A 25,506-nucleotide genomic window follows, 5' to 3' on the forward strand; every position below is an offset into this window, starting at 1 on the left:
CGGCGAACGATACCGGTCACGGTGAGTGATCGATTCCATTCTGACCGAAAAAGCTCATCCCTGATCACAGTCATACGGAAACACCGCTTCCGTCAGCTATGAACACCGTGTGACCCCGGCACCGCGCCTGCGTGCGACGCGGTGCCGGGCGGGTGCCGCTCCGGGTGCCCGGTCAGGGCCGGGGTGCGGCGCCCTCGTCGACGGGCAGGGGCACGGGTTCCTCCGGCGGCCGTACGCCGCCCGGCCCCGAGGCCGGGCCCGCGGTAGGCGCCGGCTGGGCCCGGCGCCCGGCCGCCGTCCGGTCCATGCGGCGCAGCGCCAGATGGAGCGCGGGAATCAGCACACAGGTGACCGCCGCGGACTGCCACAGCAGGGCGTCGAGCCGGTCCGCCGCCAGATACGCGCCCGCCGCCACCGCCGCCAGCGCGCACACGCCGCGGTCCACGATGCTCTCCACGGACAGCAGGGTCGCCCGCGGCGCCTCCTTGGGGATGGCGTCGTTGATGAGCTTGCGCTGCACGGGATAGCAGAACCCGGTGATCGCGGCGAACGCGCACAGCAGCCCGACCACGGCCCAGGGCCCGCCGAGGGTGGTGCCCGCCAGCGCCGCGGCGAGCGCGACGCTCAGCAGGGACACCCAGGCCGCCGGCGACAACCGGGACCCCAGCCACTGGGGCCGGGCGGAGGCCACCGCCTCGGCGACCGTCATCGCCGCCAGCACACCGCCGTGGGTGCTCTCCCCGATGCCGTGGTCGAGCAGCACCGGCTGGAACAGGTTGACCTGGCAGATGCGGGACAGGGTGAACACCGCCACCCCCTGCACCATGAGCAGCGTCAGCCACGGGGACGACCGGAGCGTGCGCAGGGCGGCACCGGTGTCGCGCAGCAGAGCGCCGCCCCGTCGCCCCGGCGCGCGCGCCGCGCCCTCGGGCGGGGCGAGCCGCGGCAGGGCGAGGGCGCACACCAGCGAGCCGGCCGCGCTCGCCGCGCTGAGCACGTACGGCGCCGGCTGGGTCAGGGCCATCAGCGGTCCGACCAGCGGCCAGCAGACGACCTTGGCGGCGAGCCCGAGCGCCCGCGCCGTACCCTCCGCCCTCAGGTAGTGGGAGTCCGCCGCGCCCTCGGCGCGCAGCCCGTCGTAGAGGTACGCGCTCGCCGCACCCGAGGTGAGCGAGCGCCCGGCGGCGATGGCGAGGAAGTGCAGGAGGAATCCGGTGTACGAGGGAGCCAGCACCGGCAGCATGTTCGCCGCCGTCATGACGACCGCACCGGCCCGCAGGCAGTTGCGGGCTCCGATCCGGTCGGCGATCAGCCCGGTGGGGATCTCGAACAGGCAGAAGGCGACGTAGTAGATGCTCTGGATGCCGAAGATCTGGCCGTCGGACAGGCCCGCGTCCCGCTGGTAGGCGTAGAACACGGGCATCCACCACAGCAGGTTGAACAGCAGCTGGAACCCGTTGTTGAGACGGATGATGCGGCGGGCGGCCGGAGTCAGGTCCGGCGCGGGACCGCGGCGCCACGGGAAGGGCATACGGCGGCTCACCGGGCGTAGGGGCGGACCTGGACCAGCTGGAATGCCCCCTCGGCGGTCATCAGCCACTCGATGTCCAGGGCATCGTCCGGGTCGTCCTCGGCGAAGTGGGACTGCAGAAGGCGTCCGGTCAGGGCCAGTCGGGCCAGCGCCGCACGGGTGTCGGCCGGAAGGTCCGTGCCCGTCGAGTCGACCGCCACGGTACGGCCGCCGCCCTCGACGGTGTTGTACAGGTACTGGTGCGGCAGGACCGTGCCGTCCACCACCCGCTCCGGCGATCCGGCCGTGCAGTTGAGGTACACGTTGCGGAAGTCCTCGCGACGCGTCGGATTGCAGGTCACCAGGACGCCGCCCAGATCGGCCGGCGCGTACTCCTGGATGATCACCCCCATGTAGGTGTCGTCCAGGGAGATGCCCACCTCGTGCCGCAGACGCACACTGCGCGGGGACAGCAGCGAGGACCACACATGCCGCACGGCGTCCAGCAGTTGGTCCGCGCCCCGCACCGTCGTGACCGAGTCGTAGATCCCGGCGGCGGAGAATCCCGGCAGGTCCTCGGCGTTGGAGGAGGAGCGCACGACCAGACGGCGGTCGTCCTCCAGCAGCCCCGGCACCGACCCGACGATGGCGCGCGCCACCTCCTCGGGTATCGGCGTGTTCTGCGTCAGGTGCTGCAGATCCAGGGACAGCGAGTCGATCACGTCGAGCGCGTCGAGTTCGAGCGCCATCTTCAGCTTCCCGATGCCCTGTTGCAGCGCGGGCGACGAGGTCAGGTAGAGATGGTGCAGGCGGAACGGCAGGGCCACGCCCTCGGGAGCCCGGACCGTCCGCGCCACCCGCTCGGCGGCCAGGGAGCGCAGCCGCTCCACGGGTGCGTCCGGCTCGCCCAGCCGCGAGGCCAGGTGGGCCAGCAGATCCGGTCGCGGTGGCCGCGGGCGCGCGTAGAAGGTGGTCAGATCCGCCGTGCGGCTGTCCAGCACGTGGTGCAGTTCGCCGAGGTTGGCGGCCTTGGTGCCGTAGCTGTCGCGGTCGGCGCCGCGCAGCCGGTGCAACGCCATGATCGGCGCGTCGTCCAGCAGGGGCGACTCGACGCGGATGCGCTGCTGGTGCCAGACCGGCCGTTCCAGGTCCGGGGCGCCGGCCAGCCGCTCCAGCGTGATCGCGTCCTCCCGCACCTGGTAGCGCACCCACGCGCCGTCCAGGCCCTCCCGCTCCACGAGGGCGTCCAGGTCCCGGACGATCGCGTTCGGGATGCCCCAGCCCGAGGCGAGGACGTTGGTGTGCGACAGAGGCGTGGTGGGTTCGGTGTTGACGAATCCGGCGACCCGGGGCACGTCGTCGGGCAGGCAGGGCATGGCGACGATGTCCGCCCACCCCAGCTCCGCCGCACTGCCGCGGTACTCGTCCAGGCTGCGGAAGTACCGCAACCGCCCCTCGGCGACACCCGGGTTGAGGCAGGTACGGGTCCGGTTGCCGAAGAGCTCCTGGCTGAGGATGCGCGGGACGCGTGCCTCGCCGACCGAGGCCAGCTCCTGCTCCTGCCCGTGGTTCGCCGGCTTCAGCAGCAGCGGGAGGCGCCCGTCCACCCGGTGGCGGACGTAGTCGTAGAAGCCCTCCAGCAGTTCGCCGTGCATGGTGTCGGCCTCGGTGGTCTCCAGGACCAGGAAGGGCCGCTCGGTGCCGTCGGGGTCCTCGTCGCAGTGCAGCGAGAGCACGCCCAGCAGGAAGCGCCGGTCCGGCGCCATGTACACGGACGCGTTGAACGCGTCGAGCTGCGCGTCGAGTTCGTCCGCCTTCATGCCCAGGATGCGGCCCGCGATGTAGTCGACGTGGAAGGGGTGCACCCGGGTGTCGAGCAGATGCCAGGTGTCCTCCACCCGGTCCACCACGACCTTCAGATAGGGATGTCCGGCCAGCACGCCGGACAGGGTGCGGAACAGCGGCAGCGACAGGTTGACCCCGACGACGGTCCTGTCGGGTGCCGCGTCGGGGACGCGGGCCTCGCCCAGCTCGACGGTCATGCGTGGACCCCCTCGGTGACGTCCGCGGGCAGGATGTGCGGCAGCGTGTCGACCAGGGCCGTGAAGTCGCGGACGACGGACTGCGGTTCGTCGGCCGACAGCAGGCAGAGCCCGGCCATGGTGTTGGCGCCGGCGGCGGGGTCGTACTCGGGTACCACGGACCCGTCCGGCAGGGAGCTCTCGCCGACCACGGACAGCGTGCTGCCCGCGCCGACGGGGGCCGTGCGCACGACCACCGAGGAGTCCCACCGGCGGCGGCCCGGCCACGGCGTGCCGTCGCCGTTCACGGCCAGGACCACCAGGGACCCGGCCGCGCCGGTGGCGTCGGCGGGCGTCAGGGCCCGGGTGGGCCAGTCGGGGGAGGCGCCGAGCAGCTGGTCGGTGAACATGCCGACCAGGTCGAGGCCGAAGACCTCCTCGATCTGCGGCACGGTCATCGCGCCGCCGAACCGCGCGGCCGTCTCGATGACCCACATCCGGCCGTCGGCGCCCAGCTTGATCTCCGTGTGGGTGCCGCAGTTCTCCAACCGCAGGGCGTCCACGGCGCGTTCGGCCAGCTCCACGATCCTGTGCTGGGCCCCAGCCGTCACGGCGGCCGGTGTGATGCCCGCGCGCTCGGTGAACGGCGCCACGGTCGGCATGCGCCCGCTCAGGCAGACCGGACGGAAGACCCCGTCGACCACAACGCCCTCGACGCTGACGTAGTCCCCCCAGCCGGGGCCGTCGAACCACTCCTCGGCGCGCCCGGTGACGATCTCCTCGACGATGAAGTCCTCCGACGCCCCGCGCACGTGCAGTTCGGCGAAGCCGAGCTGCGCCGACTCGGTCATCACCTCGCGCGAGCGCCGCCAGGCGTGCTGCGCCTGGGCGGGCCGGTCGATGATCTGGTGCGCGGTCGACCCGGCGCTCCATGCCGCCTTGAGCAGCAATGGGCATGACAATTCGGTGGTCGCCCGCTCCAGCTCCTCGAGGCTGGTGACGGCGCGGAACCGGGGCTGCTCGATGCCGTGCCGCTCCCAGGTCGCACGCATCAGGCGCTTGTCGCGGGCGAGCGCGGCCGCGGACCCGGCACCCTTCAGCCCCAGTCGCCGACAGGCCTCGGCGACCGCGACCACGGCGTACTCCGAGAAGGTCACCACGGCGTCGGCCCCCACCTCCCGGGCCCGGGCGGTGATCACCTCCACCAGGTCCCGGTCGGGCACCTCCGGCGCCGTCGCCGTCGAGGCGCACAGCCCCGCTACGTCCTCGGCCACGCTGACGGGCAGTTCGCTCAGCGCCAGCAGGTGCACCGCGGCCCTCGCGGCCACCCGCGTCAGAGCGTGCCCCACCGGGGGCCCGCCCTTGGCATGCACGTACAGCACCTTGCTCACGAAAAACCATCTCCTTCGACGTAGGGGGTGCCCATCACCGGTCGACCGGCCTCCTTCAAGCGAACCAGTAGCCGCTCACCTCCAAGGGTCTCCATCGCCCGGACCACTCAGGCAAATGCCCTATTCGTGGAGGCGATTGGCGTCATGTGAAGGCGCCGTGATGCGCTAGCGAACGGACCGTGCCCGGCGGGAGGGTGCCTGACTCTCTCGCATGCCCAGGGTGCTACGGGTTACGCATGAGGTGTCACCCCACGTGATGTCGTGCAGGATTGAAGGAGTTGCGTCGTGGATGAGACCGTCACGCCCCTGCCGGGCGAGGCGGGTGGCGGCCGCGCGGACCGCAACCCGTTCGCCGCGCTCGCCGAACTGGCCCCGGCCGCGGCCTTCGTGCGCGACGCCACCGGCCGCTATGTCTGGGCCAACCACGCCTATGCCCATCTGTACGGCAAGACCCGCGAGGCCCTGATCGGCCGGCATCTGTCCGACATCGACCAACCCGCCGACATCGCACGGTTCCTGACGCTGGACCAGGATGTGCTGACCGAGGGCAGGCCGGTACGGCACAACCTCACCTATCTGCGCGCCGACGGGAGCCTCGGGCATGCCGCGGGCTACCGCTTCCCGGTCCGCTGGAACGCCACCCGCTGCGTCGCGGGGATCTACGTGGACGTCACCGATCACGCCAAGGTGCTGGACCAGCGACACCGCGCCGAGGCGGACTTACTCGCACTGCGCGACCGCAGCGGCCTGGCCTGCGTCCGGCTGACCCCGGACGGCCGGGTGAGCGAGGCCGGCACCGCCTTCGCCGAGGTCCTGCACGTGCGCCTCTCCGACCTGATAGGGCGCAGCGCCGACACCTTGCTCGCCGAGACGCCCGAGCGGACCGTCCTGCACCGGATCTGGCGGGATCTGATCGCCGGCCGGCGCAGAAGCGCCCGTGCCGGGGTCGTGCTCGTCGACGCGGACGGCTGCCAGCGCCGGGCCCGGGTCCATCTGAGCACCGTGGGCGGCACGGCGCCGGGCGTGTCCAGCGTGTGGGCGGTCGTCACCCATGTCGGCCTGCGCCAGCAGGCGCAGCCCTCCCTGACCGCGGCCCAGGTGCGCATACTCGCCCTGCTTGCGGCCGGGCACAGCAACGCGGACATCGCCGAGGAGCTGCGCCTGTCGCGGCAGACGGTGGACTACCACCTGAGCCGTCTGCGTGTCCTGCTGGGAGCCGCCACCCGCCCCTCGCTGGTGGCCCGGGCCTATGTCCTCGGCATCCTCTCCCCTCAGGTCTGGCCGCCCCGGTCGTCGAGCGCCGCCCACCCCGCCAGCCCCGTCTGACCTGCGGGAGCCGCCCGGAGGGGGGCGGCGCGGCCCGAGCCGTTGGCGCGGGTGGGCTCGTGAGGCAGGAGTGAAGGCGGTGTGGGGGAGTTGTCGCAGCTGGGTCACGTGCGTAGCGCATCGGCCGTCGACTGGGGTTGTCTCGTGTCCACATCTCCAACCCCCCACATTTCTTGGAGAGTTCATGCGTAGCGCCTTCTTCGGCCTGCCCGGCTCCGCCCCGCCCCTTGTCGGCGCCGGTGCTGCCCCTGCCCTCGCCGGTCCGCCCGCGTCGTCGGCCCGCGCCGCAGGTCTCCTGCGTGCGAGCCGTCCCATGGGGGACATCACCCCCATGCTGTGACATCTTCCCTAGTGACATGAACACGTCACTTATGGCATGGTTCTTCAACCGCCGCAGGAGCACGAGAACTTCCCAAGACGTCCTGGTCGGCCCCACACCGGCCGGACTCCTCCCCCCACGATCAAGGAGCTTGTGTGACCTCCCGCCACATACGTCCGCAGCGCACCGTCCTCGCCGCCGCCATCGCCGTCGCCGCCGGAGCCCTCGTGGGCACGTCGCTGACCGCCACGGCCACGGCGCAGCCCGTCGCCGAGGGCACCTCGCACCTCGCCGGCGCCCCGGTCGCGCTGTCCGCCTCCGCCCGGTCCTCCCTGGTCCAGCAGGCGCAGGCCGGCGTCGCCGAGACGGCTCAGCACATCGGTCTCGGCGCCCAGGAGAAGCTGATCGTCAAGGACGTCGTCAAGGACGCCGACGGCACCGTCCACACCCGCTACGAGCGCACCTACGCCGGCCTCCCGGTGCTCGGCGGCGACCTCGTCGTGCACACCAGGTCGGGCAGGACCGAGGGCGTCACCAAGGCGACCGGCGCGACCATCAAGGTGGCCTCGCTCACGCCCCAGGTGACCGCCGCGAAGGCCGAGAAGCAGGCGGTCTCCGCCGCCGCCACCCTCGGCTCCGCCAAGTCGAACGCGGACGGCGCCCGCAAGGTGATCTGGGCGGGCTCGGGCAAGCCCGTGCTCGCCTACGAGACGATCGTCGCGGGCCTGCAGGACGACGGCACCCCGAGCCGCCTGCACGTCATCAGCGACGCGGCCACCGGCAAGAAGCTCTTCCAGTACCAGGGCATCGAGACCGGTGTCGGCAACACCCAGTACAGCGGCAAGGTGGACCTGACGACGGCCCAGTCCGGCTCCTCCTACACCCTGACCGACGCCGACCGCGGCGGCCACAAGACCTACAACCTGGACCACAAGGAGTCCGGCACCGGCACCCTGTTCTCGCAGTCCAGCGACACCTGGGGCGACGGAACGGTCAAGAACGCGGGCACCGCGGGCGCCGACGCCGCCTACGGCGCGCAGCAGACCTGGGACTTCTACAAGAAGACCTTCGGCCGCAGCGGCATCAAGAACGACGGCAAGGCGGCCTACTCGCGGGTCCACTACGGCAACGCGTACGAGAACGCCTTCTGGGACGACGGCTGCTTCTGCATGACCTACGGCGACGGCGCGAAGGACAGCGACCCGCTGACCGCCCTCGACGTGGCCGGCCACGAGATGAGCCACGGCGTCACCTCCAACACCGCGGGCCTGGAGTACACCGGCGAGTCCGGCGGCCTGAACGAGGCGACCTCCGACATCATGGGCACCGGCGTGGAGTTCAACGCCGACAACAAGACCGACCCCGGTGACTACCTCATCGGCGAGAAGATCAACATCAACGGCGACGGCAAGCCGCTGCGCTACATGGACAAGCCCAGCAAGGACGGCGGCTCCGCCGACGCCTGGTCCTCCAGCGTGGGCGGCCTGGACGTGCACTACTCGTCCGGTGTGGCCAACCACTTCTTCTACCTGCTGTCCGAGGGCAGCGGCGCGAAGACCATCAACGGCGTCGACTACGACTCGCCGACCTCCGACGGCTCGAAGGTCACGGGCATCGGCCGGGACAAGGCCCTGCAGATCTGGTACAAGGCCCTGACCGCGTACTTCACGTCCACGACGGACTACAAGGCCGCCCGCGCCGGCACGCTCAAGGCGGCGACCGACCTGTACGGCGCCTCCAGCGCCGAGTACAAGGCGGTCGAGGCCGCCTGGTCGGCGGTCAACGTCAGCTGACCCCACGGCCCGAGGGCGGCAACCGGGACACGACCCGGCTGCCGCCCCCTGGCATGTCCCGCCCCGTCCAGGCCGGCGGCCCGACGGAGTCCGCCGACTGGCCGGACCTCCGCCTTGTGCGCACGGCGGGGCGATGGAACGCTTCCCTTCCGTCGGCGGCCCTGGTGCCGGGCGAGGTCGGGGAGGGCGGATGGACCTGGAACTGCGCCATCTGCGCGTGCTGTGCGCGCTCGCCGACGCGGGCAGCGTCGGCCGGGCCGCCTCGGACCTGGGCTACTCGCAGCCCGCCGTGAGCGCCCAACTCCAGCGCATCGAACGCCACTTCGGGCAGCCCCTCTTCGACCGCGGGGCGAGAGGCGTGCACCCCACACGCTACGGCGCCGAGATCGTCGTACGAGCCCGCGACATCCTGGCCCGCGCCGACGCACTGGCCCACCCCTCGGCCGACGGACCCGTGAGGACACGCAGACCGCTGCGGGTCGCGGCCACCAACTCCCCGATGCTGTCGGGCATGGTGTCCCGACTCCGCGGCGCGCTCCCGGACCTCGCGCTCGTGGTGAGCAGCGTGTACTCCTCCGCGCGGATCGTCGAACTCCTGGAGGACGGCGAGGTGGACGCGGCCATCGCCGCGGACTATCCGGCGATGGAACTGCGGCACTCGGACGCGGTGACACACCGCGGCATCGTCACCGAGCCGACGTTCGTGGCCCTGCCGTCGGACCACCGCCTCGCCCGCTGCGCACAGGTCCCGCTCGCCGATCTCGCCGAGGACGCCTGGTTCCTGACGCCCGACGACGGGGCGGGCTGGCCGGGAGTCTTCTACGCCGCCTGCGCCGCGGCCGGATTCACACCGGTGGCCGTGCACGAGTTCCTGGGGGACCAGGCCCAGCTGCAGAGCATGATCGCCGACGGCCTCGGCGTGTCCGTCGTCCAGCCGACCCTGCGCCCGAACCCGGACGTGGTGATCCGCCCCCTGGCCGGGACACCGCTGTGGTGCCGCTACGTCCTGGCCTGGCGGCGGGACGTGGTGGGGGAGGAGGAGGCGGAGGCACTGTTCCGCTCCGCCACCGCCGCCTATCGCGAACTCGTCGACAGGTCACCGCACCTGAAGACCTGGGCCGCACGCGCCTGGAGCGTGACGGGGCACTAGGCGCCGCATCCCCCCGCAGGGCCGGTGTTATGGCCGACGGCGGCCAGGTGCTATGCCGCAGGCCATTGTTGCTGCAGGCACCCGTTGAGACAGTGCCGCACACGCCTCAACCCCGTCATCGAGGCGCATCCGTCCGCGAAGGAGATCCGATGCGCTGCCGCTCCACCCTGCCCCTGCGCATGGCCGGCGCTCTCACCGCCTGCCTCACCTTCTTCGGCCTGTTCGCGACGCCGGCGCCGGCGTCGCCCCGGGCCGGGGCCGCGACCCCGAGGGTGAGCACACCCCGCCGCGTGCCGTCCCCGACCGGCGCCGCGACCGGCGCCACCGACCGTCCCGCCGTCCAGGGCCGACCCATGGCACCCGCCCACCTGCCTCCCCTCCGGCCGGCACCTCCCAAGGACCACGCCGGGACCGACCCGAAGGCCGAAACCCCTCAGCGCGCGTCCTGCTCTCCGGCGGACTTCGGCAGCCGGACCGGGGACGCACTCGTCACCCTCGTCGTGAACTCGACCACCGACTGCGTGAACACCCTGTTCGCGGTCACCGGCGCGAACGCGCACGACGTCTTCCGCGAGCCTCAGATGGTCTCCGTCGCCCAGGCCTTCACCCGCACGGCGCGCCACTACCGCGGCGACAACTCCTCGGGCGTCTGGCAGCTCGTGCTGTTCCTGCGCGCCGGCTACTACGTGCAGTTCAACGACCCCGCCGACGTCGGACCCTACGACCCGGCACTGACGAGCGCGACGGTCCGCGGCCTGGACGCCTTCTTCGCCCGCCCGCACTCCGAGGACGTCACCGAGGCCAACGGAGACGTCCTCGGCGACGTCGTCGTCCTCACCGACAGCGCCGACCAGCAGGCCCGCTACCTGGACGTGTACCGACGACTGCTCGACGGCTACGACAGCTCCTACGACGCCTTCCCGAGCATGCTCGCGGCCGTCAACGACGTCCACACGCCCCTGTGGCGCGGCAACTGGAACCCCGAGTACGTCGACGCGGTGGCGGCCGACCCGGACATGGCGGCCACCCTCGACGCGTTCGCCCTCGACCACCGCGACCTGCTCGGCACGGACCGCGCCTACCTGGACGCCAACGCCGGGATGAACCTGGCCCGCTACGTGGAGCACCCCTCCCTCCAGGCCACGGCCCGGCCGCTGACCAGGCAGCTGCTCAACCACTCGCGCATCACCGGCCCCACCGCGGCGCTGTGGGTCGCGGTGGCCACCCAGGCCTTCGCCTACGACGGCTCCCACTGCTCGTACTACGGCGTCTGCGACCTGCAGGCCCGCCTCGCCGCCGCGGCCCTGCCCCTCACCCACACCTGCGACGCGACCCACACCGTCCGCGCCCAGGCCCTGACCCCCGCCGACCTCGACGCCGCCTGCGCGAGCGTGCTGGCGCAGGACTCGTACGTCCACGGCGTGGTCAAGGACGACGGCCCCATACCCGGCCAGCACGTGGCGACCATCCGGCTCGTTGTCTTCGCGAGCCGCGCGGACTACCAGCTCTACGCCGGGGCGATCTTCGGCGTCGACACCGACAACGGCGGCATCACCCTGACGGGAGACCCCGCCGACCCGGCCAACCAACCGATGTCGATCATGTACCAGAAGGACTACGACGACGGGTTCGTGGCGCGGATCTGGAACCTCAATCACGAGTACACGCACTTCCTCGACGCCCGCGACGACATGAAGGGCGACTTCGCCCGGCAGACGAGCGTCCCCGACATCTGGTGGATCGAGGGGCTGGCCGAGTACGTCTCCTACAGCTACCGCGGCATACCCGACGAGGAGGCCGTGACGGAGGCGGGCAGGCACACCTACCGGCTGAGCGACCTGTTCCAGAGCACCTACGCCAACAGCGACGTCACCCGCACCTACCCCTGGGGCTACCTGGCGGTCCGGTACATGCTCGAGAACCATCCGGACGACGTCCAGCGCATGCTCGGCCTGTTCCGTACCGGCGACTACCCGGGCGGGTACGCCGTCTACCACGACGGCATCGGCACCCGCTACGACGCCGACTTCGACCGCTGGCTCACGCTGTGCGCCTCGGGAGCCTGCGCCACGCCGGGCACAGCGGCGTAGCGGGGGGCCTGGCAGGAGAACCACCGGATCCGTCGCCCGTGCGCGACGGATCCGGTGGATCCGGTGCACCGCGGCTCACCCCGCCGCGTACACGTCCTCGACATAGCGGCCCTCGGCCACGAGCGCGTCCAGCCACCGTGCCGCCGACGCCTCGTCGGCGCCCGCCGTTCGCGCCCGGTACAGGGCACGGAACGCCGCACGCACCCCGGGCGCCATACGGGAGCCGTCACCGCAGACGTACACCCGGGCGCCCGCCGTCAACAGCTCCCACACCTCGTCGGACTCGGCGGCGATGCGGTGCTGCACGAACGGCCGGCCGTTCTCCGGGGCGGCGCTGAAGGCCGGGCGCAAGGACACGGCCCCCGCGGACTCGGCGGTGCGCAGCTCACCGGCGTGCAGGAAGTCGGCGTCCGGCGCGTCGCAGCCGAAGTACAGCAGAGCCGGCGGCGGTACGACCCCCGCCGCACGGGCGGCGACCCGGTCGGCGACGGCGCCGCGGAACGGGGCCAGACCGGTGCCGGCCGCCACCATCACGGCCGGTACGGAGCCGTCGACGCGGAACACGTCCCGGCACGGCTGGACCCGGGCGTACACGGAGTCGCCGGCGCGCAGCGACGCGAGATGCCCGGAGCCGGTCCCCCGGTAGCGGCCGCGGCCCGACCGGGCGGGTGCGTCCAGCACGGAGACCATGAGATCCGCGTGGCCCGGGTCGGTCGCCGGTGAGGAGGAGATGGAGTAGTGGCGCGGACGCAGCGGGGACAGCAGGTCCAGGAGACGCGACCAGCCCAGGGCGCCGCCCAGCGCGGGGTGGTCCTCGACGAGCTCCAGCACGGTCCGCGGGTCGTCCCCGGTCAGGGCGGTGAGCGCGGCACGCTCGGGAGGACAGGGATTCGCCTCGGCGAGCAGGGCGATCTGCCGCTCGGTGGGCCGCTCCTGCAACTCCAGGTGATGGGTGAGGAGATGACGTGCCGTCACCGGGCGGTCCACGGCCGGCCCGTCGTGGCGCGCGCGGGAGGTCCGGATGTCCAGGAGGCCCTCGGGGTCGACGCCGAACGCGGCGACGGCGCGGTCCACCACCTCCGGGGCGTTGGCCGGGAGCACGGTGAGATGGTCGGCGGTGCGGTACCCGACCCCGTCGGGCAGTGCGACGCGCAGATACCGCTTGGTGCGCGGGTGGCCCGGTGCCGTGAGGTCGTGGGCCTCGGCCACCGTCATCGGGACCAGGTCGTGCCGTGCCGCGAGGGCGTCCAGCGGGCTGTCCGGCAGGAGGCGTACGTCGTGGTCGGTGGCGGGGCGCGCCGGTTCGCCACCGGCGGCCTCGGGGTCGCCGTACTCCTGGAGCAGAGCCGTGCGCAGCCGGGCACCGAACTCGCGGACGGCGCCGTTGAGATCGCCGGACGCGTCGGCGGCGGCGCGCTCGATGAACCGCGTGGCGCCGAACTCGGTGAGGCGCGCGTCGATGCGGGTGGGGATCTGCTGGTAGGTGGCGGCCCAGTTGCGGTCGCCCACCCCGAGGACGCAGTACGTCACTCCGGTGAGGTCCCGGGCGTCCTCCAGCCAGGCGGTGAAGGCGGCGGCGTCGTCGGTGGGGCGGCCGTTGTAGGAGGCGGCGGTGATGACGACGAGCCGGTCGGTGGGCAGGCTGCCCGTGTGGTCGTCCAGGGCGGCGACGGAGGTGGCGCAGCCGATCGAGGCCGCCTCGTCGGCGAGTTGGGCGGCGAAGGCGCGGCAGGTGCCGTAGTTGCTGCCGTGCAGGAAGAGCACACCGGTTCCCGGCCGGACCCGGGACGGCAGCACGGCGGACGCCGCCTCCGGCGCGCCGGCGGTCGGGGCGCCCGGCAGCGCGGCGTGGACCCGGTCGGCACCCGTGCGCGGGGTCAGGGTCAGGGTGAAGCCCGCCGGCTTGAGCGTGAGGGTCTCCTTCACGGTGAGCCGGTAGTCGGCGTGGTCGTGCAGCCGGTAGCGGTGGACCAGCATGGCCAGCAGCATCGTCGCCTCGTGGAGCGCGAACTGCCTTCCGATGCAGGCCCGTTCACCGGTGCCGAAGGGCTTGAAGGCGTGCACCGGGCGTGCCGCCTCCGCCTCGGGGGAAAACCGCTCCGGGTCGAAAAGCTCCGGGTTGTCGCCCCACAGGGGCTGCCGGTGCAGCATGGGGGTGAGCACGCTGACGGCCTGCCCGGCGCGCACCGGGACACGTCCGGCGAGCAGGGTGTCCGCACGGGCCTCGCGGCTGAAGACGGCGGCCGTGGGCCACAGCCGCAGCGCCTCGTTGAGGACCTGACGGGTGTAGGTGAGTCGGCCGACGTCGTCGAACGTCGGCTCCGGGTCCGGGTCGTCACCCCACAGCGCGTCCGCCTCGCGCTGGACGAGCCGGAGCGCGGCCGGGTGCTTGGTCAGGTGGTGGAGGGCGAACGACAGCGCGCCGGAGGTGGTCTCGTGTCCGGCGATGAGGAAGGTGATGACCTGGTTGCGGATGTTGGCCGTGTCCAGGGGCGTCCCGTCGCCCGGACGGCGGGCGGTGAGCATGAGCCCGAGCAGGTCCCCGGCGCCGTCCTGCCCCGATCCGGTGCGGGCGCCGATCACCTCGTCCACCACCCTGGCCAGGTGGTCGGCGTCGGCGCGGAAGGCGGCGTCGGCCGCGGAGTGGTCCTCGCCCGGGGTGCGCGCCAGCCGCTTCATGGCCCACTCCAGGCAGCGGACCATCGACTCCACGAAGGGGTGCGGTTCGGCCCGCTCGAAGGAGCCGAAGTCGTAGCCGAACCCGGCCAGTCCGATGGTGTCGAGGGTCATCCGGGTCATGTCATCGGCGACCTCGACCGGCTGCCCGGCCCGTGCGGCCCGGTCCCAGGCCCCGATGAGGCGCCGCGCCACCGCCACCATCACCGGGTGGTAGGTCCGCATCGAGCCGAGCGCGAAGGCCGGCATCAGGATGTCGTGCGCCTTGGCCCAGTTGGGCTCGTCGTTGTAGGCCGTGAACAGGCCGTCGGCGGTGAAGGCGCGTACGTTCTCCAGGGCGGGTCCGACGTGCTTGGTGAACCGCTCCTCGTCCGCCAGTTCCGCGACCACGTCGGCGTCGGCCACGAACAGGGCGTCCCTCCCGTGGAGGCGGCGCACGAGCATCGGGCCGTGCGTACGCATCAGTTCCATGACCTGCTGGGTGGGGGTGGGCCCGGGCCCGGAGGCGGAGATGTCGATCACGGGAACGTCGGCCGGGATCGTCTCGGGGTGCGGTGCGGTGGGAGGCATGACGCGACAACTGCCTTTCGCAGAACGGAAGTCCTGCACCCCAGACTCGTCCACCCGCCCCTCGTACCCGTGCCGCGCCACTACACGATCGTGCAGTCGGCAGTGACCGAGCGCTCTTGTGCGCCGCCCTCGCGGCTGCCTCCCGGCGCTCCCGTCGCACCGTCGAGATTGCCGTCGGTCCGGCGGTTCGTCTTGGATGGGCGGGACAGGGAGGTGCGCATGGAAACCGGGCAGTCCGAGGCGGTGGTGTGGCGCAACCGTGCGCTGACCATCTTCGACCGTGTCTTCGTGCCGGTCGCGGTGTGCGACGTGCACGGACGGATCGTGCTGGCCAACCCGGCGATGGCCGCCGAGTGCGGTACGACGCCGGGCAGGCTGTGCGGCCGCAACGTGCTGGAGCTGTTCAGCCCCGAGGAGACCACGCAGGTGGAGCGGATCGCCGAGGCGCTCCGGCTGCGGCACCGCTCACGCTACCGGGTGTCGGTGTCCTGGCCCGCTCCCGGCGGGAGCGAGCGGTACGGCGAGCTGATGGCCGATCCGGTGACGGAGAGCACGGACCAGACACCGGCGCTCCTGGTGATGCTCCGGGTGCGGGGCGAGCGCGACATCCCCCGGGAACCGGAGCCGGAACCCGTCACGTCGGTGGAGAGCCGGGTCCTGGCGCTGCTGGCCGGGGGCGCCACCACGAGCCGGGCCGCCAGGGAACTCGGCCTCAGCACGGACGGCGTCACCTACCATCTGCGGCGGCTCTCGGCCCGCTGGTCCGCGTCCAACCGCACGGAGCTGGTGGCGCACGCCTACGCCCGGGGGGTGCTCGCACCGGGAGTCTGGCCGCCGCAGGCCCGACGGACGCTCAGGCAGGGCGGGTGAAGATGGTGATGGTGCCGCCGTTGCCCGAACGCCGGTTGGCCGCGTCGGCCTCCTGCGAGGTGAGGTAGTCCTGTTCGGTTCCGTCCGACCTGGTCAGCCGGAACACGGTGATCGTCCGTCCGGCGGGGGGGTGCACGTGTCCACCGCAGTTGCAGCCCATGATGTCTCTCCTTCAGTCGAGCCGGTCGGAGGCGACGCCCGCCAGGTACGACAGGGTCAGGATCGTCGCCGCGACACGGAAGCAGGTGGTGGTGCCCACCAGGTGGGCGAGGGGGACGGCGGCGGCGGAGACCCAGATGCTGGTGCACCAGCCGCAGGTGACCAGCACGGTGGGCCGGGAGTCGTCGCCGAATCGGTCGGCCACCCGGATGCGCAGCCCCGCGGCGAGCGTGTCCTTGGTGATGAAGCGGGTGACGCGGCATATGGCGCCGAGGGTGAGGAACAGCACCACGAGGTTCATGGGCGATCACCGTGCGTTTCGGGTCTGTGGGAGCGGGGTGGTGGGGGAGGGGTGTCCCGGCGCGGGGCGCGTCGTCACGGCTCGTACAGGTAGGGCAGGGTGTTGCTGTTTCCGGCCGGGGAGTGCGCCATGACGGCGACGGTGCCGGGCGGGCCGCCGGGGGTGGTGACGACCACCTGGGTGTCGGAGATCGCGGCGAACACGGCGGGGACGCCCGCGAAGGTCACGGTGTCGGTGTAGGTCAGGTCGGTGCCGGTCAGGACGGTCGCGGTGCCGCCGGCACCGGGTCCTTGTGCCGGGGAGAGGGACTGGAGGACCGGGGCCGCGAGGTAGGTGTAGTAGGTGTTCCCGTTCGCGAGGCTGGTGCCCCCCGGCGTGGTGACGGTCACGGTGACGGTGCCGGACCCGGGCGGGGCGGTGACGGTCAGCTGGCTGTCGGAGACGACCGTGACGTTGGAGGCCGGGGTCGCTCCGAAGGCGACCGCGCTGGTGAGGGTCAGACCGGTGCCGAAGACGACGACCGTGTTCGTCCCGGTGCTCGGGCCGAAGTGCCGGTCGAGGTCGATGACGGTGGGAGCGGCGACGTAGATGTACGGCAGCGGGTTGCTGGTGCCGCCGGGCGTGGTCACGGTGACGTTGACCGTGCCGGCGCAGGTGCCGGAGGGTGCTGTGGCGGTGATCTGCGTGCTGCTGACGACGATCACGTTGGTGGCCGCGTTGGCGCCGAACCGCACCAGGGTGGCGCCGGTGAGGCCGGTGCCGTTGAGGGTGACCGTGTTGCCGCCCGCCGCCGGCCCCGCCGTGGGGCTGAGGCTGGTCAGCGTCGGAGTGGTGACCACGGTGTAGGTGAAGGGCACCGTCTGCGAGCTGGTGCCGCCCGGCGTGGTGACGGAGACGTTGACCGTGCCGCTGCCTGCGGGGGTCGTGGCGGTGATCTGCGTGCTGCTGACGACGATCACGTTGGTCGCCGGGTTGGCGCCGAACCGGACCAGAGTGGCGCCCGTCAGACCGATACCCGTGATGGTGACGGAGGTCCCTCCCAGGTTGGGGCCCTGGTTGGGGCTGACACTGGACACGACGGGTGGGGCCATGATGCTCCTTCTCGTGTCGTCGGGCCGCCTTGGTCGACGGGCTCGACCAAGGCGGCGCGCTGTCCGGCCGTGCCTGTCCGCGGATCAGACGATGGTGAACGCCTGGTCGTTGGAGGGGCCGCCGCATGTGGTGACGGTGATGGTCCCGGGCCCGGCGGTGAGTCCGGCGGGGACGGTGGCGGTGAGCTGGGTGTCACCGAAACTCGTCCAGTCCGCGGTGAAGGTGTCGGTCCCGTCGCTGAACTCCACCGTGGAGACGTTGATGAAGCAGGTTCCGTTGATGGTGATGAGGTCGCCCGCCGTGCCCGTGGAGGGGGCCAGCGAGGTGATCACCGGGGCCGCGTAGTACGAGAACTGCGTGAGGTTGCTGGTCGGGGGGCTCGTGCCGCCGGCGGTGGTGATGGCGATGTCCACCGTGTCGACGCAGGTGTTGACCATGGTGTGGACCGGCGTGGTGAAGGTGACCTGCGAGGCCGAGGAGAACGTGGGGGTGGGGGTGACCGCGGTGCCGCCGACGGTCACGCCGGTGCCGGTGAGGAAGTTGGAGCCGAACAGCGTGACCGTGGTTCCGCCGCCGGTCGGCCCGCAGGTGGCGCTCACCCCGGTGGCGCTCGGGGCCGAGATGAGGAAGAAGGGCAGTGCGTTGCTGGTGACGTTGGTGTTGCTGGTCACGCTGACGGAGACCTGCCCGGCGCACTGCACCGAGGGGATCGTGAGGGAGACCTGGGTGGCGGTGACGGTGAGTCCGCTGGTCACCGTCACCGAACCGAAGGTCACCTTGGTGGTGGTCCCCAGGCCGGTGCCGTTGATGTGGAGTGTGTCTCCGGCCTTTCCCTGGTTGGTGGAGGTGCTGGTGTCGACCAACGACGTGATGGTTGCCATGTCTTTCCCTTGGTTGTGTTGGTGAACCCGAAGGACAGGTGGGTGCTGCCGCCCCTGGTTCGTCTCCGCACGGGGCACCCCTGTTGCGGGGGCGGGGGCGGGACTTGACGTCGCGGAGAGGGTGGCGATGAGGGAAGCGTGCGTGATCCGATGTCGCCGCCACCGGAGTCGTGCCGGCGCTCCGCCGGTCGTGGCGACTTCGTGTGAAGCCCTGCTTCCCGAGCCTCGGGCTGGAGCCGAGAGCATCCCGGAAGGAACGTCCTGGAGCCGAGTCCAGGAGCGCGCCGTCGGCGCCACCTGAGACCATTACGGCAGATGTTCCTCCTGCGCAAAAGGGCGCATGGGGAGCAACAGGGGTTTAGTGCGAATGTAGGCTTAAAAGCCGGGATTCCCTTTATGAGCCGGAGTGCGATGGTGTCGCACGGGGCAGCTCACTCGACCCCCGCCGGCGGGGCCCGGGATCCGGGACCCGCTCAGCTGCCGCAGTTCGTCACGGGCTGCGGGCTGCGGAGGCAGTCGGTGGGGGTGTTGCCGGTGAAGGTGGTGACGCCGTCCACGTCGGTGATCGCCACGGTGGTGGAGACCCCGCCGGGCGCGGGCGCGTCCGGCGCGGTGTTGCCGTTCACGGTGGAGGCGGTGAACGCGTATGTCCCGCCGTTGTTGAAGACGCCCGCGGCGGCGGACCCGGTACCGGTCACCTTGTTGCCGTCGATGTGGGAGTCGGTCACGGTCACGGACACGGCGCCCAGGGTGTTGTCGGTGTGGAGTCCGCCGCCCTGGGAGGAGCGGCCCGATGCCAGGTTGCCGCTGATCGTGGTGCCGTTGCGCAGGGTCAGTTCGCTCGCCGAGAGGTCTCCGGCCGCCGCGACGCCCGCGCCCTGGCCGAAGTCGCCGACCAGTTGGTTGCCGGTGACCTTGGTGTGGTCCAGGACGAGCGGACCGCCGTCGGCGAAGACGCCGCCGCCGCGGTTGCTGAAACCGTCGGCGGTGGTGAAACCGGTGACCGTGTTCCCGCTGATCGTGGCGCCGGTGATCGTGCCGCTCCCGCCGGAGGCCGGAGCGAACAGGATTCCGCCGCCGCCCTCGATGCTCTGGGTGACCCGGTTGTCCGAGACGGTGGTCCCGGTGACCGACAGAGTGCCGGAGCCCCCGTAGACGATGCCGCCCCCGACCTGTTTCGCCGTGTTGTGGCCGATGACGCCACCGGTGATGGAGGCGGGCAGGCTGGTGTCGAGGAGCGCGGCCCCGGCCAGGCTCCCGGAGCGGTTGCCGGTCATGGTCACCGAGTCCAGGGTGACGGCGACCGCGCCCAGCGCGGTGAGGGCGCCGCCCTGGCTGGTGGCGCTGTTGTCCTCGGCGGCGGTGCGGGTGAGGGAGACGGACGTGCCGTCGAGGGCCGCGACGGCGCCGCCCACTCCCGCGGCGTTCCCCTGGAAGCTGACGCCGTCGGTGGTGAGGGATCCGCCGGCGGTGCCGAGGAACACCCCGCCGCCACCGCCGGAATCCGCGTTGCCGTTCATGACGGTCAGGGCGTCCAGGGTGAGCGGGGCCGCGCCCACGTCGAGGATCCGGAAGCTGCTGGTGGCTGCCGGGTCGCGGCGGATCGTGGCGTGGTTGCCGTGGATCGTCAGCGGCTGCGCGATCGTCGGCAGCGACCCGTCGGAGTCGGTCAACGTGTACACGCAGTACGGGGCCAGCGTCAGCGTGTCCCCCGACCCGGAGTTCGCGTCGCCGATCGCCGTGACCAGCGCCGAGGTGGAGCACGGCACGTCCGTGAGGGCATGCGCCGGAAGCGTCGCCGAGCCCACGAGCAGTCCCCCCGCCGCCGCGGCCACGTGGGCCCGAGCCCTCCACCAGCTCATCGCGCTCCTCCATGGACGTGCACGGTCCGCTCGTACATATCGGCGGCATCACCGTATCCGCGGCGCGTCCGGAACGGTGTCGACATGCCGTCCATGGTCGGATCGCCCTACGAACAGCCCATGTGGGCGGTGCGCCGGAGGCACCGGATTGGGACCGGGCCCGGCGGGCACGTGGAGTCCAGGACGCCGGGACCTCCCGCGTCCGCGGGGCACGGAGCGGCAGAGGAGAGGCGCGTGGGGATGGTCAGGCGGTCGACGGCGGTGCCGGCGGAAGGGTCCGGGGCGCTGGACCGCGACGGCGCCCGCACACCACCGCTGCGACCCGGGAGCTACGATCCGGCCGACTACGCCGCGTCCGTGGTGCGCGGTGCCGAGGAGGCCGGGGTGTCACCCCTGCTGGTGATGGCCGTGCTCCACAACGAGGCGTACAAGCCCCACCATCCGCTGCTGGAGCGCCTGTGGCAGTGGTGGAAGCCCGGCGCGTCCTTCGGGGTGGCCAACATGCACCGCGCGACGTTCGAACGCGTGCGGCGCGCGCACGACCTGCCGGAGCGCTGGCAGGACCTGCGCGACGATCCCGCCTTCGCCATCCGCGCGGCGGCCCTGCACCTGAGGGACCTCGACCGGAGCCTTCCCGAACGGCACGTGCGCCGCTACACCCGCGACGAGCTTCTCGCCCTCGGGTACAACACGGGCGAACGCAACATGCGCGCGTTCGCCCGGGGTGTCCCGCCGGGCCCCATGGCGCGGTCGTATCTGCGCCGGTTCCGGAGCCACCGGAGCCGAGCCGCCGAGGCCCTGACGGACCGGAGCGGGCCGCACGGCGCCGGGGCCGGCTGAGTCGGTCCGGACGCGCCGTCGGGCATTCGGGGTGAACGGGGCGCTGCCGACCGCCTGTTGGGCGACCGTGATCGGCGGAGCCTTGACGGAGAGGGGCCGCATGAACATAGTTACCAGCGGGTAGCGAGGGCGGGTGGCCCCGCATGCCACTGATGGAGGCCCCGTGACCGATCACGCCCGCGCAGCCCTCGAACACCTGCGGGACGCGCATCGGTTCCAGTGGTACGTGATACCCCTGCTGCTCCTCGCCCTCTATGTCTACGCGGCCGAGGTGGAGCGCCGGAACTGGGACGTCTTCTTCGCGGGGCTCGCCCTGTGGGGCATGGACTGGTTCAACGAGATCTGGAACGCCCTCGTGCTCCACTTCACCGGCCGGGCCCCGGTCTGGGGGGCGACGGGCCGCAGCGCGTACCAGATCCTCGTCGGGCTCAACATCGAGATCTGCCTGATGTTCGCGATCATGGGTGTGACGGCGGCCAAGCTCCTGCCTCCCCGGGGGACACGCGTCCTCGGGATGCCCAACCGGCTGGTGTTCGTCGTGGCGAACTCGATCGCCTGCGTGTGCGTGGAACTCCTTCTGAACCGGGCGGGCGTGCTGACCTGGGACTGGTCCTGGTGGCAGGCCGACTTCCCCTTCCTGATCCTGCTGCTGGGCTACGCCCCCTTCTTCGTCGCCGTCGCCGTCGTCCACGACCTTCCCCGCGTCCGCACCAAGGCCGTCGCCGTGTCCGCCCTCTTCGCCTTCGACGCGGTCTGCCTGCTGGTGTTCGGATCACTGGGCTGGCTCTGAGCGCCGTCCGCGCCCTCACCCGGCCCGTCGGCCGGCTGACCGCTCACAGACCCGCCGCGTGATCGGGGACGTACGTCTGCAGGTCGCGCGGTGAGCGCCGGTAGCCGGTCGAGGCGGGCCGGGGCGGCAGCTCCAGCACCGGCGGCGGCACCTCGTGGTACGGCACCGACGAGAGCAGATGGGCGATCATGTTCAGCCGGGCCCGGCGCTTGTCGTCGCTCTCCACGACGTACCACGGCGCCTCCGGGATGTCGGTGTGCACCAGCATCTCGTCCTTGGCCCGGGAGTACGCCTCCCAGCGGGTGATCGACTCCAGGTCCATCGGTGACAGCTTCCACCGGCGCAGCGGGTCCTCCAGGCGGCGCCGGAACCGGTCCTGCTGCTCGGCGTCGCTCACCGAGAACCAGTACTTGCGCAGCAGGATCCCGTCCTCCACCAGCATCCGCTCGAACAGGGGGCACTGCCGCAGGAACCGCTGGTACTCGGCACCGGTGCAGAAGCCCATCACGTGCTCGACACCGGCCCGGTTGTACCAGGAGCGGTCGAAGAGCACGATCTCCCCGGCGGCCGGCAGATGCTCGACGTACCGCTGGAAGTACCACTGGGTGCGCTCGCGCTCGGTCGGCCTGGGCAGTGCGGCGACCCGTGCCACGCGGGGATTGAGGTGCTCCGTGACCCGCTTGATGGTGCTCCCCTTGCCCGCCGCGTCACGCCCCTCGAACACGATGACCACGCGGGCGCCCTCCGCCCGCACCCACTCCTGCAGCCTCACCAACTCCGCCTGCAGGCGCAGCAGTTCCCTCTCGTACACCTTGCGCGGCAGCGCCACCGTCTCCCTGCCGGCCATGCCGCACCTCCTGCCTCGACGACGCACGGAGACACCCGTCCCCCCGGATCGGGAGCCTGGACGCCACTGTACGTTCCCACGAACAGCGGCGCCGTACCCTCGGGAGCCGCGCGGCCGCCGCGTGTGCGCGTCCCCGCCCTGCGTACGGGGGGAAACAGCGGTAGACAGGAAGCAGGACTGGGGGGTGGTCAAAGGTCCGTCACCGGTCCGCGGAGGGCAGATGGTGTCCATGCCTGGGGAGAAGCCGCATCGACGCGCGGGGGACGCGATGGTGCAGGAGGCCTTCCTCCAGTGCCATGTACCGGTGGCGATCTGCGACGCCGAGCAGCGCGTCCTACGGGCGAGCAGGGGCATGGCGGACGAGGCGGGCCTGACCGAGGACGGGATGCGCGGCCGGCGGTTCACGCAGTTCATGCCCGACGCGGCCTACGAGGAGGTGGAGGCGGGGATGCGCCGGGTGGTCAGGACGGGCGCGTCCGCGCATCTGGAGGTGCGCGTCGAGGGCCGGACCGACCCCGGCGAGCGGGTCTGGTCGGTGACCCTGTCCCCGCTGCGGGACGCGACAGGCCAGGTCCGGCATGTGCAGTTCACCGCCGTGGACCTGACCGCGGAGTACGCGGCACGGGAGCGCCTCGCCCTGCTGAACGAGGTCGGAGCCCGGGTGGGGAGCACCCTGGACGTGACCCGCACCGCCCAGGAGATGGCCGACGTGGTGGCGGGCCGCCTGGCCGACTTCGTCACCGTGGACCTGCTGGACTCGCTGTTCCGCGGCGTGGAGCCCCGACCGGCCGCCGAGGGACTGGCCCTGCTGCGCGCCGCACACCAGTCGGTTCTTCCTGGCGTCCCCGAATCGGTGGTGGGGATCGGCGAGGTGGACTACTATCCGCAGTCCTCGCCGCCCGTCCGCGCCCTGTCGAGCGGCCTGCCCTCCCTGCACCGCACCATCGACCGGTCCGTCGCCCGATGGGCGCAAGGAGACCCGCAGCGCGCCGCGAGGGTCCTCGACCACGGGATCCACTCCGTCATCGTGGTGCCGTTGAACGCCCGCGGCATCACCCTGGGGGTGGCCGTGCTCGTCCGCCACCGGCGCCGGGCCTCCTTCACCGACGACGACCTCGTCCTCGCCGAGGACATCGCCGCACGCGCCGCCGTGGCCATCGACAACGCCCGCCGCTACACCCGTGAGCGCACCACCGCCGAGGCCCTGCAGCGCAGCCTGCTGCCCCAGCAGCCGGCGGACCAGGAGGCGGTGCGGGCGGCCTCCCGCTATCTGCCCGCCCACTCGCGGGCCGGTGTCGGCGGCGACTGGTTCGACGTGATCGCGCTGTCGGGAGCCCGGGTGGCCCTGGTCGTCGGTGACGTGGTGGGCCACGGACTGCGCGCGTCGGCCACCATGGGGCGGCTGCGCACCGCGGTGCGCACCCTGGCCGACGTCGACCTGCCGCCGCAGGAGCTCCTCGTCCACCTGGACGACCTGGTCACCCATCTCGCGGCGGAGGAGGACACGGCCGTCGATCCCGACCTGGAGATCGTCACCGATCTCATCGCCACCTGCCTGTACGTGGTCTACGACCCCGTCTCCCGCCGCTGCGCCGTCGCCAGCGCCGGTCATTCCCCGCCCGCCCTGGTCACCCCCGACGGCAGGGTCGACTTCCTCGACGTGTCGCCCGGGCCGCCGCTGGGAGTGGGCGGCCTGCCCTTCGAGGCCGTGGAGCGCGAACTGCCCGAGGGCAGTGTGCTCGCGCTGTACACCGACGGCCTGCTCGAAGCCGACGGCCGCGACATCGACGAGGGACTCCAGCGGCTGCGGCGGGCCCTGGCCATGCCGGCCGACCGGCTGGAGGAGGTGTGCGACGTCGTCCTCGGCAGCCTGCTGTCCGGCCGGCCCACGGACGACGTGGCCCTGCTGGTCGCCCGTACCCGCGCACTGGACTCCCGCCAGGTCGCCACCTGGGAGCTGGCCGACGACCCCGCCGCCGTGGCCGGCGTGCGCGCCTCGGTGACCCGCCGGCTCGCGGACTGGGGACTGGACGAGACGACCTTCACCGCGGAGCTGGTGGTCAGCGAGCTGGTCACCAACGCCATCCGCTACGGCGGCCCGCCCATCCAGCTGCGCCTGATCCGCTCGACCACGGTGATCTGCGAGGTGTCCGACAGCAGCAGTGCCGCCCCGCACCTGCGGCGGGCCCGCACCTTCGACGAAGGCGGGCGCGGACTGCTCCTGGTCGCTCAGCTGGCCCGGCGCTGGGGCACCCGCCATGAGGCCGCGGGCAAGACCATCTGGGCGGAGATCGCGCTGCCCGAGACGCCCGCCGCGCGGACGTGACGGAACAGGCCCGGCGTTCCGTACGCTATACCGAACAGGGATCGGTGCGAAGGGGGACAGCGTGCACGTCGGTGAAGGGTCGATCCGGGAAAGGCTGGCCGTCAACCTGAGACGGGCCAGGACCGAGCGGGGACTGTCGATCTCCGAGCTGTCCCGGCGCTCGGCGATCGGGAAGGCCACGCTGTCGCAGCTGGAGTCGGGCACCGGGAACCCCACCATCGAGACGGTGTTCAGCCTCTCGCGCGTCCTGGAGGTGGCGATCTCCGACCTGCTGGACGCGACACCGCCCGCCGGCCCGACCGTGGTGCGCGCCGCGGAGGTGGAGGCCCTCAGCGGAGAGGGGGTCGACCTGCGTCCGCTGCGGCGCATCGAGGCCGGGGACGCCGTCTTCGAGGTCTTCGACCAGCGGGTGCGGGCCGACCGCCGGCAGGACTCGCTCGGCCATGTCGGGACCGAGCACACCATCGTACAGGCCGGCCGGCTCGGTGTGCGGGTGGAGGGGCGCGAGGTGGAGCTGGGCCCCGGCGACTACGTCGCGTTCGACGCGACGCTGCCGCACGCGTACACGGCGCTCGACGGCGAGGTCCGCTCCGTCCTGCTGCTGCAGTACCGGGCCGATCAGAGGCTGCATCTGGCGGACACGTCCGACGGGACCGTTGACACGCCCTGACCCCCGTCGCTACGTTCCGAAT

The 25,506-nt window shown here is 72.1% G+C and carries 19 protein-coding genes; 9 read left to right on the forward strand and 10 right to left on the reverse strand.

Annotated elements, in window-relative coordinates:
* Positions 1 to 172 precede the first annotated feature (172 nt).
* The 3 genes from AB0C59_RS09995 to AB0C59_RS10005 are packed head-to-tail and all read right to left on the reverse strand — an operon-like array spanning position 173 to position 4,922.
* Positions 173 to 1,531 (reverse strand): MFS transporter, encoded by a 1,359-nt coding sequence (locus AB0C59_RS09995; RefSeq protein ID WP_363002535.1) that lies wholly within the window; start codon positions 1,529 to 1,531, stop codon positions 173 to 175.
* Positions 1,532 to 1,539: 8 nt separating this feature from the next.
* The gene (locus AB0C59_RS10000) at positions 1,540 to 3,552 is read right to left on the reverse strand and encodes a PEP/pyruvate-binding domain-containing protein (protein ID WP_363002537.1); all 2,013 of its coding nucleotides are present in this window, start codon (positions 3,550 to 3,552) and stop codon (positions 1,540 to 1,542) included.
* Positions 3,549 to 4,922, reverse strand: coding sequence for an ATP-grasp domain-containing protein (locus tag AB0C59_RS10005; RefSeq protein ID WP_363002539.1), 1,374 nt, complete (start codon positions 4,920 to 4,922; stop codon positions 3,549 to 3,551). Before AB0C59_RS10005 ends, AB0C59_RS10000 begins: the two co-directional genes overlap by 4 nt.
* A gap of 285 nt (positions 4,923 to 5,207) precedes the next feature.
* Between AB0C59_RS10005 and AB0C59_RS10010 the strand changes: the two genes are divergently transcribed.
* The 4 genes from AB0C59_RS10010 to AB0C59_RS10025 all read left to right on the forward strand — a co-directional run bounded on the left by AB0C59_RS10010 (position 5,208) and on the right by AB0C59_RS10025 (position 11,600).
* Complete coding sequence (locus tag AB0C59_RS10010; RefSeq protein WP_363002541.1) at positions 5,208 to 6,248, forward strand: PAS domain-containing protein; 1,041 nt, start codon at positions 5,208 to 5,210, stop codon at positions 6,246 to 6,248.
* 474 nt (positions 6,249 to 6,722) lie between these two features.
* On the forward strand, positions 6,723 to 8,360 hold the full coding sequence (locus AB0C59_RS10015; protein WP_363002543.1) for a M4 family metallopeptidase: 1,638 nt from the start codon (positions 6,723 to 6,725) through the stop codon (positions 8,358 to 8,360).
* 190 nt (positions 8,361 to 8,550) lie between these two features.
* Positions 8,551 to 9,510, forward strand: coding sequence for a LysR family transcriptional regulator (locus AB0C59_RS10020; RefSeq protein ID WP_363002545.1), 960 nt, complete (start codon positions 8,551 to 8,553; stop codon positions 9,508 to 9,510).
* Positions 9,511 to 9,659: 149 nt separating this feature from the next.
* The gene (locus AB0C59_RS10025; protein WP_363002547.1) at positions 9,660 to 11,600 is read left to right on the forward strand and encodes a collagenase; all 1,941 of its coding nucleotides are present in this window, start codon (positions 9,660 to 9,662) and stop codon (positions 11,598 to 11,600) included.
* Positions 11,601 to 11,675: 75 nt separating this feature from the next.
* On the opposite strand, the gene AB0C59_RS10030 is transcribed toward AB0C59_RS10025, so the two are convergent.
* Positions 11,676 to 14,846: a cytochrome P450 gene (locus AB0C59_RS10030; RefSeq protein WP_363002549.1), complete on the reverse strand. Its 3,171-nt coding sequence runs from the start codon at positions 14,844 to 14,846 to the stop codon at positions 11,676 to 11,678.
* 219 nt (positions 14,847 to 15,065) lie between these two features.
* Between AB0C59_RS10030 and AB0C59_RS10035 the strand changes: the two genes are divergently transcribed.
* Positions 15,066 to 15,716 carry a PAS domain S-box protein gene (locus AB0C59_RS10035; protein ID WP_363002551.1) on the forward strand — a complete coding sequence of 217 codons (651 nt, stop codon included), beginning with the start codon at positions 15,066 to 15,068 and terminating at the stop codon, positions 15,714 to 15,716.
* On the opposite strand, the gene AB0C59_RS10040 is transcribed toward AB0C59_RS10035, so the two are convergent.
* From AB0C59_RS10040 to AB0C59_RS10060, 5 genes are all read right to left on the reverse strand, one after another.
* On the reverse strand, positions 15,700 to 15,876 hold the full coding sequence (locus tag AB0C59_RS10040; protein ID WP_363002553.1) for a hypothetical protein: 177 nt from the start codon (positions 15,874 to 15,876) through the stop codon (positions 15,700 to 15,702). The genes AB0C59_RS10035 and AB0C59_RS10040 overlap by 17 nt on opposite strands.
* Before the next feature lie 12 nt (positions 15,877 to 15,888).
* Positions 15,889 to 16,176 carry a hypothetical protein gene (locus AB0C59_RS10045; protein WP_363002555.1) on the reverse strand — a complete coding sequence of 96 codons (288 nt, stop codon included), beginning with the start codon at positions 16,174 to 16,176 and terminating at the stop codon, positions 15,889 to 15,891.
* A 74-nt stretch (positions 16,177 to 16,250) separates the two neighbouring features.
* Entirely contained in the window at positions 16,251 to 17,267 is a 1,017-nt protein-coding gene (locus AB0C59_RS10050) for an IPT/TIG domain-containing protein (protein WP_363002557.1), read from the reverse strand.
* A gap of 84 nt (positions 17,268 to 17,351) precedes the next feature.
* Positions 17,352 to 18,149, reverse strand: a complete 798-nt coding sequence (locus AB0C59_RS10055) for an IPT/TIG domain-containing protein (RefSeq protein ID WP_363002559.1) — start codon at positions 18,147 to 18,149, stop codon at positions 17,352 to 17,354.
* A gap of 473 nt (positions 18,150 to 18,622) precedes the next feature.
* A complete protein-coding gene (locus AB0C59_RS10060; protein WP_363002561.1) occupies positions 18,623 to 20,011 on the reverse strand; it encodes a hypothetical protein in 1,389 nt (462 codons plus the stop codon).
* 240 nt (positions 20,012 to 20,251) lie between these two features.
* On the opposite strand from AB0C59_RS10060, the gene AB0C59_RS10065 reads away from it, so the two are divergent.
* Both AB0C59_RS10065 and AB0C59_RS10070 read left to right on the forward strand, forming a co-directional pair.
* The gene (locus AB0C59_RS10065) at positions 20,252 to 20,851 is read left to right on the forward strand and encodes a lytic transglycosylase domain-containing protein (protein ID WP_363002851.1); all 600 of its coding nucleotides are present in this window, start codon (positions 20,252 to 20,254) and stop codon (positions 20,849 to 20,851) included.
* 163 nt (positions 20,852 to 21,014) lie between these two features.
* Positions 21,015 to 21,641, forward strand: coding sequence for a hypothetical protein (locus tag AB0C59_RS10070; protein WP_363002563.1), 627 nt, complete (start codon positions 21,015 to 21,017; stop codon positions 21,639 to 21,641).
* Positions 21,642 to 21,684: 43 nt separating this feature from the next.
* On the opposite strand, the gene ppk2 is transcribed toward AB0C59_RS10070, so the two are convergent.
* Entirely contained in the window at positions 21,685 to 22,488 is an 804-nt protein-coding gene (gene ppk2 / locus AB0C59_RS10075; protein WP_363002565.1) for a polyphosphate kinase 2, read from the reverse strand.
* A 220-nt stretch (positions 22,489 to 22,708) separates the two neighbouring features.
* Here ppk2 and AB0C59_RS10080 point away from each other — a divergent pair, with 220 nt between their 5' ends.
* On the forward strand, positions 22,709 to 24,814 hold the full coding sequence (locus AB0C59_RS10080) for a SpoIIE family protein phosphatase (protein ID WP_363002567.1): 2,106 nt from the start codon (positions 22,709 to 22,711) through the stop codon (positions 24,812 to 24,814).
* Positions 24,815 to 24,875: 61 nt separating this feature from the next.
* Positions 24,876 to 25,484 (forward strand): XRE family transcriptional regulator, encoded by a 609-nt coding sequence (locus AB0C59_RS10085; RefSeq protein ID WP_363002569.1) that lies wholly within the window; start codon positions 24,876 to 24,878, stop codon positions 25,482 to 25,484.
* Positions 25,485 to 25,506: the final 22 nt, after the last annotated feature.

It is taken from the genome of Streptomyces sp. NPDC048664 (assembly GCF_040650555.1).
GTDB lineage: Bacteria > Actinomycetota > Actinomycetes > Streptomycetales > Streptomycetaceae > Streptomyces.